Source organism: Massilia varians (assembly GCF_027923905.1).
GTDB lineage: Bacteria > Pseudomonadota > Gammaproteobacteria > Burkholderiales > Burkholderiaceae_D > Telluria > Telluria varians_B.
The window spans coordinates 4343421-4357853 of record NZ_AP026966.1 but is presented as its reverse complement, the minus strand read 5'-3'; the positions used below and the strand labels follow the sequence as shown (position 1 = coordinate 4357853).

The 14433-nt window shown below is 67.3% G+C and carries 10 protein-coding genes; all 10 read left to right on the top strand.

The window, feature by feature from the left end; all coding sequences use genetic code 11:
- Positions 1 to 160 precede the first annotated feature (160 nt).
- The 10 genes from MasN3_RS19695 (at position 161) to MasN3_RS19650 (ending at position 14432) form a co-directional block, all read left to right on the top strand.
- Positions 161 to 2446 carry a cyanophycin metabolism-associated ABC transporter gene (locus MasN3_RS19695; protein WP_281909509.1) on the top strand — a complete coding sequence of 762 codons (2286 nt, stop codon included), beginning with the start codon at positions 161 to 163 and terminating at the stop codon, positions 2444 to 2446.
- A 15-nt stretch (positions 2447 to 2461) separates the two neighbouring features.
- Positions 2462 to 2929, top strand: coding sequence for a cyanophycin metabolism-associated DUF1854 family protein (locus MasN3_RS19690; RefSeq protein ID WP_281909508.1), 468 nt, complete (start codon positions 2462 to 2464; stop codon positions 2927 to 2929).
- 58 nt (positions 2930 to 2987) lie between these two features.
- Positions 2988 to 4055, top strand: a complete 1068-nt coding sequence (locus MasN3_RS19685; RefSeq protein ID WP_281909506.1) for an SDR family oxidoreductase — start codon at positions 2988 to 2990, stop codon at positions 4053 to 4055.
- An 80-nt stretch (positions 4056 to 4135) separates the two neighbouring features.
- Complete coding sequence (locus tag MasN3_RS19680; RefSeq protein ID WP_281909505.1) at positions 4136 to 5023, top strand: alpha/beta hydrolase family protein; 888 nt, start codon at positions 4136 to 4138, stop codon at positions 5021 to 5023.
- On the top strand, positions 5010 to 5450 hold the full coding sequence (locus tag MasN3_RS19675) for a MarR family winged helix-turn-helix transcriptional regulator (RefSeq protein ID WP_281909503.1): 441 nt from the start codon (positions 5010 to 5012) through the stop codon (positions 5448 to 5450). The genes MasN3_RS19680 and MasN3_RS19675 overlap by 14 nt, the downstream gene beginning before the upstream one ends.
- 96 nt (positions 5451 to 5546) lie before the next feature.
- Positions 5547 to 6083: a pyridoxamine 5'-phosphate oxidase family protein gene (locus MasN3_RS19670; protein ID WP_281909501.1), complete on the top strand. Its 537-nt coding sequence runs from the start codon at positions 5547 to 5549 to the stop codon at positions 6081 to 6083.
- Between the two features lie 12 nt (positions 6084 to 6095).
- Positions 6096 to 7343, top strand: coding sequence for a glycosyltransferase (locus MasN3_RS19665; RefSeq protein WP_281909500.1), 1248 nt, complete (start codon positions 6096 to 6098; stop codon positions 7341 to 7343).
- 77 nt (positions 7344 to 7420) lie between these two features.
- Entirely contained in the window at positions 7421 to 9988 is a 2568-nt protein-coding gene (uvrA, locus tag MasN3_RS19660) for an excinuclease ABC subunit UvrA (protein ID WP_441905983.1), read from the top strand.
- 125 nt (positions 9989 to 10113) lie between these two features.
- On the top strand, positions 10114 to 13581 hold the full coding sequence (locus MasN3_RS19655) for a response regulator (RefSeq protein WP_281909498.1): 3468 nt from the start codon (positions 10114 to 10116) through the stop codon (positions 13579 to 13581).
- Between the two features lie 8 nt (positions 13582 to 13589).
- Positions 13590 to 14432, top strand: coding sequence for a CheR family methyltransferase (locus tag MasN3_RS19650; protein WP_281914556.1), 843 nt, complete (start codon positions 13590 to 13592; stop codon positions 14430 to 14432).
- The last annotated feature ends 1 nt before the right edge of the window (position 14433 follow it).

Below are 14433 nucleotides of genomic sequence, written 5' to 3'. Positions count from 1 at the left end.
CCAGAACGCCACGTTTTGTCATCCAAAGGATACGCAGAAACGTTAAGCCTGTTTGTGGAACGCTTCACGCAAGCGGGCATCCCGGCAGTCCTGTGCCTTGCCAAGCCCTGCCGCTGTTTGTACCCCACCAGAACCAAATGCCTGATCACGGGCGCAACACATGACAACTCAACAACCTGCTATTCCGTTGGCGGTCGCCGCCAGAGCGACGGCTGCCGATGTTTTGCCGGAACACTGGCAAAATGACCTTGCGAAACAGCTTGCACCAGGGGAAAACGTTTTAACGGGCGTCGAGGTTGACCTCGATGCGAAATTACATTTCCGGAAGGGCCTGGTCGTGGTCACCAGCCGCCGCCTGCTGGCGAAAGCGCCGGGCGACGATGCCTGGCGCGACTGGACCTACCGCCCGGGCCTGCAATTGCGCCACCACGACCATGCCGGCGTCGGACATCTTGAACTGGTCGATCCGGAAGGCTTGCTGGGCGCCTGGCGCTTCACCCTGGGCCAGAACCTGGGCGCGATCCGGGTGGTCGACCATTTCAACGAACAGCTGAAAAGCGTCATTTCCGGCGTGCCGGTGACGCCGCCCGAGCAGCACACCTGCCCGAGCTGCAAGGCCCCGCTCGAGGCCGACGACGCCGAGTGCGCGGTGTGCGCCAAGGTGCTGCACACGCCGCCATCGACCTGGACCCTGTTCCGTCTGTGGCGCTTCGCCCGGCCCTATAAAGGCCAGCTGCTGCTGGGCTTCCTGCTGATGGTGGGTTCGACCGGCGCGCACATGATTCCGCCGTATCTCACCAAGCCGCTGATGGACAACGTCCTGATCCCGTACCAGAACGGCGAGCGTATCGATACCTCACTCGTCTATTTATATATGGGCGGCCTGTTCGGGGCGGCGCTGCTGGCCTGGGCGCTAGGCTGGGGCAAGACCTACGTGCTGGCGCTGGCCTCCGAGCGCATCAGCGCCGACCTGCGCTCGACCACCTATGAACACCTGCTGCGCCTGTCGCTGGAATACTTCGGCGGCAAGCGCACCGGCGACCTGATGTCGCGCATCGGCAGCGGCTCGGACCGGATCAGCGTGTTCCTGTCGCTGCACCTGCTCGACTTCCTGTCGGACGTCCTCCTGATCATCATGACGGGCGTGATCCTGTTCAGCATGAATCCCTGGCTGGCGCTGGTGACCCTGGTGCCGCTGCCGTTCATCGCCTGGATGATCCACGTGGTGCGCGACAGGCTGCGCACCGGCTTCGAGAAGATCGACCGCGTGTGGGGCGAGGTGACCAACGTGCTGGCCGATACCATTCCGGGTATCCGGGTGGTGAAGGCCTTCGCCCAGGAAAAGCGCGAAGCGGCGCGCTTCCGCGAAGCGAACAAGCACAACCTGGCCGTCAACGATAAATTGAACAAGGTCTGGTCGCTGTTCTCGCCGACGGTCTCGTTGCTGACCGAGATCGGCCTCCTGGTGATCTGGTGCTTCGGCATCTGGCAGGTCTCGCGCGGCGACATCACGGTGGGCACCTTGACCGCCTTCATCGCCTACAGCGGCCGTTTCTACGTGAAGCTCGATTCCATGAGCCGTATCGTCTCGGTGACCCAGAAATCGGCCTCGGCGGCCAAGCGCATCTTCGACATCCTCGACCACGTATCGAGCGTGCCGGACCCGGTCAGTCCGGTCAAAGTGGACAAGGTCGCGGGCAACATCGAGCTGCGCGAAGTCGGTTTCCGTTACGGCAACCGCGCGGTCAACCGCGGCATCTCGCTGAACATCAAGGCCGGCGAAATGGTCGGCCTGGTCGGCCATTCGGGTTCGGGCAAGAGCACCCTGGTCAACCTGATCTGCCGTTTCTACGACGTGGCCGAAGGGGCGATCCTGCTCGACGGCACCGACATCCGCTCGTTCGCGGTGGCGGACTACCGCCGCCACATCGGCCTGGTGCTGCAGGAGCCTTTCCTGTTCTTCGGCACCATCGCCGAGAACATCGCCTACGGCAAGCCGGGTGCCACCCGCGAGGAAATCATCGCGGCGGCGCGCGCGGCGCATGCCCACGAGTTCATCCTGCGCCTGCCGCAGGGCTACGACTCGATGGTGGGCGAACGCGGCCAGGGCCTGTCGGGCGGCGAGCGCCAGCGCATCTCGATCGCGCGCGCGCTGCTGATCGACCCGCCGATCTTGATCCTGGACGAAGCCACCTCCTCGGTGGACTCGGAAACCGAAAAGGAAATCCAGAAGGCGCTCGACAACCTCGTGCAGGGCCGCACCACGATCGCCATCGCGCACCGCCTGTCCACGCTGCACCGGGCCGACCGCCTGGTGGTGCTGGACCGCGGCGTGGTGGTGGAAGAGGGCAGCCACGACGAGCTGATGGCGCGCGAAGGCGCTTACCACCGTCTCTACGAAGCGCAGGCGCGCAACGTGGACGGGGAACCGGACGATGAACATTGAATGCGGGATGACTAAATGAGCAGTACTTTCCAACTACGGCGCGACAGCTTCGGCAAGCTGGTGCTCACCACCGCCGAAGGTGAAGAACACGTCGGCGTCATTCCGGTGCGCGCCTTCCCGATCCAGGCGCCGACGCGCGGCATTTCGCTGGTGCGCGAGGGCGGCAAGGAAGTGGCCTGGATCGACGACCTGGCCGGGATGCCGGAACAGGTGCGCGCGCTGATCCAGGAAGAAATCGCAGGCCGCGAATTCATTCCCGAGATCCTGACGATCAAGGATGTGTCGAGCTTTGCCACCCCCTGCACCTGGTATGTGAAAACCGACCGCGGCGACACCGAATTCGTGCTGAAGGTCGACGAGGACATCCGCCGCATCGGCGAAGCCTCGCTGCTCATTGCGGACAACCACGGCATCAACTTCCTGGTGCGCGACATGTTCCGCATCGACAAGCACAGCCGCAAGATCCTGGACCGCTTCCTGTAAGACGGCCCGATTCGTCCATCCGTGCTACCGTTTTTCCTTTGATATGGAAGGAACGGCAATGCAACGAACTGCACTGGTAGTGGGCGCTAGCGGCATCGGCGGGAATTACACGGCGCGCGCGCTGGTGGCGGACGGCTGGCAGGTCTACGGACTGGCGCGCCGTCCCGGCAATGATGTTCCGGGCGTGATCCCGGTCACGGCCGACCTGCTCGACGAAAGGGGGCTGGCCGCCGCGCTGGCGGATGTTGCGCCCACCCATGTCTTCATCACCACCTGGATGCGCCAGGCGACGGAAAGCGAGAACATCCGCGTCAACGCGGCCATGGTGCGCAACCTGCTCTCCACCTTGTCGAGCAAGAAGTCGCTGCGCCACGTGGCCCTGGTCACCGGCCTGAAGCATTACCTCGGCCCCTTCGAAGCCTATGCCGCTTCCGGCACGCTGCCGGACACGCCGCTGCGCGAAAGCCAGCCGCGCCTGCCCGTCGAGAATTTCTACTATGCCCAGGAAGACGAGGTTTACGCGGCCGCCGAGCGCGACCGCTTTACCTGGACCGTCCACCGTCCGCACACGGTCATCGGCATGGCGGTCGGCAATGCCATGAACCTCGGCACCACGCTGGCCGTGTACGCCACCATCTGCAAGGAGACCGGACGTCCCTTCCAGTTCCCCGGCTCCGGCGCGCAGTGGAACGGCCTGTCCGACGTCACCGATGCGCGCATGCTGGCCAGGCAACTGGTCTGGGCGGCCAATGCCGACGCGGCGCGCAACGAAGCCTTCAACATCGTCAATGGCGACCTGTTCCGCTGGAGCTGGCTGTGGGGCCGCATCGCCGACTATTTTGGCGTGCAGGCCGCGGGCTTCGACGGCACGGTGCAGCCGCTGGAAAGCGCGATGGCGAACGACCATGCGCTGTGGCGCGACATCGCCGCGCGCCACGGATTGGCGGAAGCCGACCTCGATCGCCTGGCGTCGCCCTGGCATACCGACCTCGACCTCGGCCGCCCGATCGAGGTGATGACCGACATGGCGCGCAGCCGCAAGCTCGGCTTCACGGCTTACCAGGCCACCGACGACTCCTTCTTCGACCTGTTCGGGCAACTGCGCGCGGCACGCCTGATTCCCTGAGTTCGACCCAGCCGCTTGCAGCGCCGACCGGCTGGTGCTAAATTTGTTAACACGTTAACGAAATAGGCGATATCGCTGCCATGCAAGCCGAACATCTTTCCATTCCTGCCGGCAGGATCCCGGTCGAGGCCACCTGCTGGACGGCGCCCGGCGCCGCCGCCACCGTCATCCTGCACCCGGCCACGGCGGTCACGCAGGCCTATTACGCGCCTTTCGCGGCCTGGCTGGCGGGGCGCGGATTCAATGTCGTGACCTACGACTACCGCGGCACCGGGCGCTCGCGCCCGCACAGCCTGCGCGGCTTCAAGGCGAGCATGACGGACTGGATCGACAAGGACGTCGCCGCCGTCACGCGCTGGACCGAGGAGCGCTTCCCCGGCTTGCCGCTGCTGGCGGTGGGGCACAGCGTGGGCGGCCATGCGATCGGCCTGTCGCCCGAGACCGCGCGCCTGCGCGCCGCGGTGCTGGTGGCGTCCCATGCGGGCGCCAGCCGCACCGTGCGTGGCTTTGGCGAGCGCCTGCGCGTGCGCTTCGTGCTGCGCGTGCTGGCGCCGCTCCTGTGCGCGCTGTTCGGCTACATGCCGGGACGCCGCATCGGCCTGGGCGAAGACCTGCCGCGCGGCGTCATGCTGCAATGGGCCAGGTGGACCGCGCTGCCGCGCTACTTCTTCGATGACCCGGCGCTCGACGCCGCGCGCCGCATGGCCCGGGTCGACATCCCGCTGCTGGTGCTGGGCTTCGACGACGATCCCTGGGCCAACCCGGTGGCGGTCGACATGCTGGTGTCACACCTGAGCAAGGCGCAGCTGGAGCGCCGCAACATCGACCCGCGTGCGGCCGGCGTGCCGGCGGTGGGACACATGGGCTTCTTCCGGCGCCGCTGCGAAGCGGCGCTGTGGCCGCAGGTGGCCGACTGGCTGCACGCCCGGGCCACGCAGGCGAGGGAGGTCGCGCATGACATCGGCTAAACCCCGTTTCGTCCAGCTGCTGAACCGCGCCCAGCGCGCCCTGCAGCGCTGGATCGAGGCGCGGCCGGAATCCTGGGAAGGGATCAGCGCGGCCCAGGTCGGCCTGCTGTTCGTGCTGCGGGCGCGCGGCGACGCCGCGGTGGGGGAGATCGCCACGGAACTGGGCGTGGCGCCGGCCGCCGTGACCAACCTGTCCAAGCGCATGCAGGCGGCGGGTATGGTCGAGCGTGTGGCCGATGCGCGCGACGCGCGCTTGACGCGCCTGCGGATGACCGGCAGCGGCCAGGAAGCCAGCACCCGCGCCGGGGAAGTGCTGGTCGAGCTGAATGCGCGCCTGAGCGAAGGCTTCACGCCGGAAGAACTGCAGACCGTAGCGCGCTGGCTGGCCCAGGCGGCGGCGCTGGAGCCGGGCGCGTCACAGGATTGACCGGGCGTTTCGACCGTCAGTGTACGTCCGTTCACATACCCGCAAGCACATCGCGGGTAGAGTCCTCCTATCCGCTTACGCCTACCGGGAGACTTCATGGATTCGATCAACCGCAACCAGCCGGAACAGAACCGCCTCGACCTCAGCGGCCAGGGGGCCGTGCAGCGCCTCAAGGACATGGCCGACGACGCCGACAGCTGCTTCTTCGTCACCCAGGGCGGCATCGGCCCGAGCCGGGGCGTGCGTCCGATGAGCGTGCGCGAGGTGGACGACGCCGGGCAACTCTGGTTCCTGAGCGCCAGCGACAGCCACAAGAACGCAGAAATCGCGGCACACCCGGCCGTGAAACTGTATTTCCAGCAGGGCGCGCATTCCGGCTTTCTCGAGCTCGACGGCTATGCGGAAGTGATCACCGACCGCCAGCGCATCAAGGAACTGTGGAACTTCATGCTCAAGACCTGGTTCACCGAAGGCGAGGACGACCCGCGCATCACCGCCATCCGCGTGATCCCGCGCCAGGGCTACTACTGGGACAACAAGCACGGCGACGCGGTGGCCGGCGCCAAGGTGGTGGTCGGCGCGGTGCTCGGCAAGACGCTCGACGATTCGATCGAGGGCAGGCTCAGCTTCTGACGGCGCCGCACGATGCCGCAGCCGCACTTCGTGGTCGTCACCATCGGTTCGGCCGGCGACCTGTTCCCCTTCATGCGCGTGGCCCTCGCGCTGCGCGAGGCCGGGCACCGGGTCAGCATGCTCGGCCCGGTGCAGCACGCGCCCTTCGTGGAGCCGAGCGGTCTTGCGTTCCATGGCCTGCCGGCCGACGCGGCGGTGCTCGACCATCCCGACCTGTGGCATCCGACCCGCGGCCTGGCCGTGGTGTGGCGCGCCACGCGACCGGCGATGGCGCAGGTTCCCGCCTTCGTGGCCGCGCTGCCCGATAGCGAGCGCATCGTGCTGCTGGCGCACCCGCTGGCCCTGCCGGAAGCCGACCTGTGCCGCGCGCGCCGCCGCGGGCTGAAGGTGGCGGCGCTCTACCTGGCGCCCTCGAACCTGCCGACCGTGCACGACCCGCTGATGCTGGGACCCTGGCCGGTGCCGCGCTGGGTGCCGCCGGGTGCGCGCCGCTGGCTGTGGCGCCGGCTGGGCGAGGCCCTGATCAACCCGGTGGCCTTGCCCGACGTGAACGCGGCACGTGCGCAGCAGGGCCTGGCGCCGGTGACCGACCTGGTAGACTTCATCGTGAAGCTGCCCGACCTGTCGGTGACCCTGTTCCCGGAATGGTTCGCGCCGACCCAGCCGGACTGGCCGCAGCCTCTGGCGCGCACCGGTTTCCCGCTGTACGATCCCTCGCCCCAGGCCGTATTGTCGGCGCAGGTGGCGCGCTTCCTGGAGGAGGGGCCTGCGCCGGTGGTGTTCACGCCCGGCACCGGCAACCGCCAGGCGGCGCATTATTTCCTCTGCGCGCTCGACGCCTGCGCCCGGCGCGGCCTGCGCGCCATCCTCTTGACGCCGCACCGCGAGCAGCTGCCGGCGCATCTGCCGACGCCGGTGCTATGGCAGGACTATGTGCCGCTGCGCGCCCTGTTGCCGCACGTGGCCGCGCTGGTGCACCACGGCGGCATCGGCACCACGGCCGAAGCCCTGCGCGCCGGCACGCCGCAACTGGTGGTGCCGCTGGCGCACGACCAGTTCGACAACGCGGCGCGGGTGGGCAGGCTGGGCGCCGGCGCCAGCCTGCGGGCGGCGCGCCTGACAGCGCCGCGGCTCGCGCAGCGCCTGGCGGAAGTTGTCGGTAATAAAGCCGTGGAAGCGGCCTGCCGCGCGCTGTCCGCCCGCTGCGGTCCCGCCGAGCTCGGGCCCCTGTGCGAACGGCTGGCATCGCTCGCGCGCTGAACTGTTGGCAAGCGCACCGACAATGTTCTGTCCTTGCGATGAAATACGGCATCGACCATATCGACGCCGGGGAATCCATGCGCCACAAGCCGACGCCTCACAAGCACGAGCAGCCTTCCAGCGCCGGCGAAAGCCGCGCGGGCTATGTCCGGGTGCGCGGCGCCCGCGAACACAACCTGAAGAACGTCGACGTCGACATTCCGCGGGGCAGCCTGGTGGTGTTCACCGGCGTGTCCGGATCGGGCAAGTCCTCGCTGGCCTTCGGCACCCTGTACGCGGAAGCCCAGCGGCGCTACCTGGAATCGGTGTCGCCCTATGCGCGCCGCCTGTTCCACCAGATGCCGGTGCCGGAAGTCGACGAGATCGACGGCCTGCCGCCGGCGGTGGCCCTGCAGCAGCAGCGCGGCTCGCCCACCGCGCGTTCCTCGGTGGGCAGCGTCAGCACGCTGTCGAATTCCCTGCGCATGCTGTATTCGCGCGTCGGCGACTATCCGCCCGGCCAGGAGCTGCTGTACGCGGAATCGTTTTCGCCGAACACGCCGGAAGGCGCCTGTCCGCAGTGCTCGGGCCTGGGCCGGGTCTACGAAGTGACGGAACAGTCGATGGTGCCGGACGATACGCTCACCATCCGCGAGCGCGCGGTGGCGGCCTGGCCGCCGGCCTGGCACGGCCAGAACCTGCGCGACATCCTGGTCACGATGGGCTACGACGTCGATACGCCCTGGCGCGAGCTGCCGAAGAAGGACCGCGACTGGATCCTGTTCACCGACGAGACCCCGACCGTGCCGGTCTACGCCGGCCTCACGCCGAAGGAAACCAAGGCCGCGCTCAAGCGCAAGGACACGCCCAGCTACCAGGGCACCTTCACCGGCGCGCGCCGCTACGTGCTGCAGACCTTCGCCAACACCGAAAGCGCCTCGATGAAAAAGCGCGTGGCGCGCTACATGGTGAGCACGGAATGCCCGCTGTGCCGCGGCAAGCGCCTGCGCCGGGAAGCGCTGTCGGTGACCTTCGCCGGCATCGACATCATGGAACTGTCGCGCATGCCGCTGGCCCGGCTGGCGGAACTCCTGAAGCCTTACGCGGTCGGCGAAGCGGCCAGGGACAGGACCCGCGCAAAGGAACATCCGGAGCAGATGATCGTCACCCAGCGCATCGCCCAGGACCTGTGCGCGCGCCTGCGCGTGCTGCTCGACCTGGGGCTGGGCTACCTGGCGCTGGAGCGCAGTACGCCGACCCTGTCGCCGGGCGAGCTGCAGCGCCTGCGCCTGGCGACCCAGGTGCGCTCCAACCTGTTCGGCGTGGTCTACGTGCTGGACGAGCCGTCGGCCGGCCTGCATCCGGCCGATACCGAAGCCCTGCTCGATGCGCTGGACCAGTTGAAAGCGGCGGGCAATTCGCTGTTCGTGGTCGAGCACGCGCTCGACGTGATCCGGCAGGCCGACTGGATCGTCGACGTCGGCCCGCAAGCGGGCGAGAAGGGCGGGCAGGTGCTGTACAGCGGCGAGCCCGACGGATTGAAGAGGGTCGCCGATTCGCAGACGCGGCGCTACCTGTTCAACGAAGCGCCGTTGGAAAAACGCGCGCCGCGCCAACCGGTCGGCTGGCTGCGCCTGGAGGGCGTGCGGCGCAACAACCTCGACGGCATCAGCGCCGAATTCCCGCTCGGCGTGCTGACGGCCGTCACCGGCGTGTCCGGTTCCGGCAAATCGAGCCTGGTCAGCCAGGTGCTGGTGGAGCTGGTAAGCAGGGCCCTCGGCCAGGGCGCGCAGGAAGCGGATACCCCGGAGGTTGAAGAACCGGGCTTGGAACAGGAACCCGCCTCGCCGCTCGAAGGCCGCATCGTCGCCGGGATGGAGGGAATACGGCGCATGGTGCGGGTCGACCAGAAGCCGATCGGCCGCACCCCGCGTTCCAACCTGGCCACCTATACCGGCCTGTTCGACCAGGTGCGCAAGCTGTTCGCCGCCACGCCGGACGCGAAGAAGCGCCGCTATGACGCCGGCCGCTTCTCCTTCAACGTGGCCAAGGGGCGCTGCGAGCACTGCGCCGGCGAGGGCTTCGTCATGGTCGAGCTGCTGTTCCTGCCCAGCGTGTATGCGCCGTGCCCGACCTGCGAAGGCGCGCGCTACAACGCCAGGACCCTCGAGGTGCGCTACCGCGGCAAGAACATCGCCGAGGTGCTGGGCATGACGGTGGGCGAGGCCATCACTTTCTTCGAGGGCGAGGCGCTGGTCGAGCGCGCGCTCGAGGTGCTGGCCGAAGTGGGCCTGGACTACCTGCGCCTGGGCCAGCCGGCCACCGAACTGTCGGGCGGGGAGGCGCAGCGCATCAAGCTGGCGGCCGAGCTGCAGCGCGCCGGACGCGGCAACACCCTGTACGTGCTGGACGAGCCCACCACCGGCCTGCACCCGCGCGATGCCGACCGCCTGGTGGCGCAGCTGAACCGCCTGGTCGACGCCGGCAACACGGTGATCGTGGTCGAGCACACCATGCGCGTGGTGGCGGGTTGCGACTGGGTGATCGACGTCGGTCCGGGCGCGGGTGACGAGGGGGGCAAGCTGATCTGCGCCGGGCCGCCGGAAGAGGTGGCGCGCTGCAAGGCCAGCCGCACGGCGCCATATCTTGCGTCCCATCTTGCATAAAGGATTCGTCGGAATCTAATTTCCCTATTAACAATTGAGATGTCGATCATTCATTCAATTGTGTGACGAAAAATAGGTGTCATACGTTACACTTGGGATATTTTTCTCCTAACTTTTCGTCACGCATGGCCGGCCCTTCCATCGATAATTCACAATTTCGCCGCATCTTGAGCCGCAACGTCGCCTTGCCGCTGGGATTGAGCGTCGTCAGTGCAATCGTATTCGTCGCTCTGATCGCTTACCTGATCAATGCACTGAACCGGGTCGAGCACTCCGAGCGCGTCATCGGCAATGCGCAAGAGGTCAGCAAGCTTGCGGCCGACATGGAAGCCGGGATGCGCGGCTACCTGCTTGCCGGCGACGAGGCTTTCCTTTCGCCTTATCTGCTCGCCCTGCAGCGCGTACAGAGCGGACTCGGATCGATGAGCGAGATGGTCGCGGACAATCCGGCCCAGATTGACCGGATCAAGCGCATCCAGGCCTCGCAGATGCAATGGAAGGCCTTCGCCGCCGAGATGATCGAACGGCGCCGCCGCAACGATCCGACCTACCTCGACGCGGTGCGTAGCGGCCGCGGCAAGATCCTGATGGACGAGATCCGCCGTTCCTTCGACGACTTCCTCGACGTCGAGCGCCGCCTGCTGCGCGATCGCAACGACGAGGCGCGCCGCGTCACGACCTGGTCGGTGATCTCCTTCCTGCTTCTCAGCCTGCTGGTCGGCGGCGGCCTGGCCATGTTCGGGCGCCGCCAGCTGGTCATGCTGTCGAATTCCTACCAGGAGACGCTGGAGCACGAGGCCGAGCACAACGCCCAGCTGCGCCACCAGGACTGGCTGCGTTCCGGCCAGACCGAGCTGGCCGCGCTGAGCGCCGGCATCCATTCGCTGGAACCGCTGGCCGACGCCGTGCTCACCTACGTGACGCGCTACCTTGACGGCGTAGTGGCCGCCATGTACGTGCATGGCGAGGACGGCGTCCTGCGCCGCATCGGCGCCTACGGCTTCGCCTTCGACAAGGCCGACGACGCCCAGGTGATCATGCCGGGCCATTCGCTGGCCAGCCGCGCGGCGCTCGAGAAGCGCCTGCTGGTGCTGCACGACCTGCCGGACGGTTACATCAAGGTGGCCTCGAGCCTGGGCGAGACGCCGCCGCGCGAACTCCTGATCGCCCCGGTGCACAACCACGGCAAGATCAAGGGCGTGATCGAGATCGGCTTCCTGCACCCCGTGAGCGCGCGCGACCGCGAGTTCATGGAACTGATCGCGCCGGCGGTCGGCGCCTCGATGGCGGCGGTGCTGTACCGCCTGCGCCTGCAGCATGCGCTGGAAGAGACCCAGACCCTGAACGAGGAACTGCAGGTCCAGCAGGAAGAGCTGCGCACCGCCAACGAGGAGCTGGAAGAACAGTCGCGCGCGCTGGAAGAGTCGCAGACCGCGCTGGAGAACCAGCAGTCCGAGCTGCGCGCCACCAACGACCAGCTGGCCGAGCAGGCGCTCAATCTCGACATGAAGAACGCGGCCCTCACCGGCGCCCAGGAGCAGCTGCGCCAGCGCGCGCTGGAACTGGAACGCGCCAGCCGCTACAAGTCCGAGTTCCTGGCGAATATGTCGCACGAGCTGCGCACGCCGCTCAACAGCTCGCTGATCCTGGCCAAGCTGCTGGCCGATAACGCTGCCGGCAACCTCAACGACGAGCAGGTGCGCTTCGCCCAGACCATCTACTCGGCCGGCAACGACCTGCTGCACCTGATCAACGACATCCTCGACATCTCGAAGGTCGAGGCGGGCAAGCTCGAACTGGTGCCGGAAGAGGTGCCGCTGCGCCGCATGGTCGAGGGCCTGGCGCGCACCTTCGAGCCGCTCGCGCGCCAGAAGGCGCTCGAGTTCAGCATGACGATCGACCCGAACGTGCCGGCAGCGATTACCACCGACCGCCAGCGCGTCGAGCAGATCCTGAAGAACCTGCTGTCCAACGCGGTGAAGTTCACCGAGCGCGGCGCGGTCCGCATGACGGTGGGCGTGACGCCCGAGGGCTGGGTGCAGTTCGGCGTGCGCGATTCCGGCATCGGCATCGCCCAGGACCAGCAGGACAAGATCTTCGATGCCTTCCACCAGGCCGACGGCACCACCAGCCGCCGCTTCGGCGGCACCGGCCTGGGCCTGTCGATCTCGCGCGACCTCACCAACCTGCTGGGCGGCAGCCTGGACGTGTCGAGCCAGCCGGGCGAGGGCAGCCTGTTCACCCTGAGCCTGCCGCGCAGCGGCGCGGTCGCGGCCACCCCGCCGGCAGCACCGGCCCTGCATCCCGCGCAGCCTGCGCTGGCGGCGCCCCCGGCACCTACCGCCGCGCCGGCGCCAGTGGAGCCGGCCGCCAGCTTTGCGGACGACCGCGACCTGCCCGCGGCAGGCACGCGCACCGTCCTGGTGATCGAGGACGAACCCGAGTTCGCACGCATCCTGTTCGACCTGGCGCACGAACTCGACTACCGCTGCCTGGTGGCGCTCAGCGCCGGCGAAGGACTGGCGCTGGCCGCCAGCCAGAAGCCGGACGCGGTGCTGCTCGACATCCGCCTGCCGGACAGCTCCGGCCTGTCGGTGCTGCAGCAGTTGAAGGACAACCCGTCCACCCGCCACATCCCGGTGCACATCGTCTCGAGCATGGAAAACGGCGGCGAGGCCCTGCACCTGGGCGCGATCGGCTACGCCCTGAAACCCACCAGCCGCGAGCAGCTGGAAGAGGTGTTCCGCAAGCTGCAGGAAAAATCGAGCCAGAAGATCAAGCGCGTGCTGCTGGTCGAGGACGACGAGCGCCAGCGCGAGAGCGTGGTGCAGCTGATCGCCGACACCGACGTCGAGATCCGGGCTGTCGGCATGGGCGGCGACGCCCTGGCCCTGCTGAAGGAACAGATCTTCGACTGCATGATCATCGATCTGAAACTCCCCGACATGCAGGGCGGCGAGCTGCTCGAGCGCATGGCCAGCGAGGAAGTCTGCTCGTTCCCGCCGGTGATCGTCTACACCGGCCGCAACCTGACCCGCGACGAAGAGGCCGAGCTGCTCAAGTATTCGCGTTCGATCATCATCAAGGGCGCCCGTTCGCCCGAGCGCCTGCTGGACGAGGTGACCCTGTTCCTGCACAAGGTGGAAAGCGAGCTTTCGTCCGAGCGCCAGACCATGCTCAAGGCTGTGCGCGGGCGCGACCGCGTGTTCGAAGGGCGTACCATCCTGCTGGTGGACGACGACGTGCGCAACGTGTTCGCGCTGACCAGCGCGCTCGAATCGCGCGGCGCCCGGGTCGAGGTGGGCCGAAATGGATTTGAAGCCATCGACAAGCTCGACCAGGTGCCGGGTATCGACCTGGTGCTGATGGACGTCATGATGCCGGGCATGGACGGCCTGGAAGCGACCCGCCGCATCCGCGCCGACGGCCGCTTCGACCGCCTGCCGATCATCGCCATCACGGCCAAGGCGATGAAGGACGACCAGGAGCAGTGCCTGGCCGCCGGCGCCAACGACTACCTGGCCAAGCCGATCGACCTCTCCCGCCTGTATTCGCTGCTGCGGGTGTGGATGCCGACACTGGAACGCATTTGAGCACGCCAATGAGCCCGATCGACCCGACCCCGCCGGACGACTTCGACATCGAGCTGAAGATGCTGGTGGAAGCCGTCTACCTGAAGTACAACTACGACTTCAGGGACTACACGGGTGCGTCGCAGAAACGCCGCATCCTGGTGGCCATGCGCGAGATGGACTGCGACACGGTGTCGAGCCTGCAGGCCAAGGTGATGCACGAGCCGGACGGCTTCGCCCAGCTGCTGCAGTACCTGACGATTCCGGTGACCGAGATGTTCCGCGACCCGGAATACTGGCTGGCGCTGCGCGAGCACGTGGTGCCTTTCCTGAAGACCTATCCCTCGCTGAAGGTATGGGTGGCCGGCTGCAGCACCGGCGAAGAGGTGTATTCGCTGGCCATCCTGCTGCAGGAAGAAGGCCTGCTCGAGCGCGCCATCATCTACGCCACCGACATCAATCCGGAATCGCTGGAAGCGGCGCGGCGCGGGGTGTTCAATCTCGAACGCATGCGCCTGTACACCGAGAACTACCAGAAGGCCGGCGGCAAGCGCGCCTTTTCCGATTACTACACGGCGGCCTACAGCGGGGCGCTGTTCGACCGCGCCCTGGTCGAGAACGTCACCTTCGCCGACCACAGCCTGGCCACCGATACCGTGTTCTCGGAGACCCATTTCGTCAGCTGCCGCAATGTGCTGATCTATTTCAACCGCAAGCTGCAGGACCGTGCGCTCGGCCTGTTCCACGAATCGCTGTGCCACCGCGGCTTCCTGGGCCTGGGCAGCAAGGAGAGCATCGAGTTCTCCAGCCATGCCGATCGCTTCGACGTGCTGGCCCGGCGCGAGCGCATCTTCCGCAAGGGTGCGCCGTGAG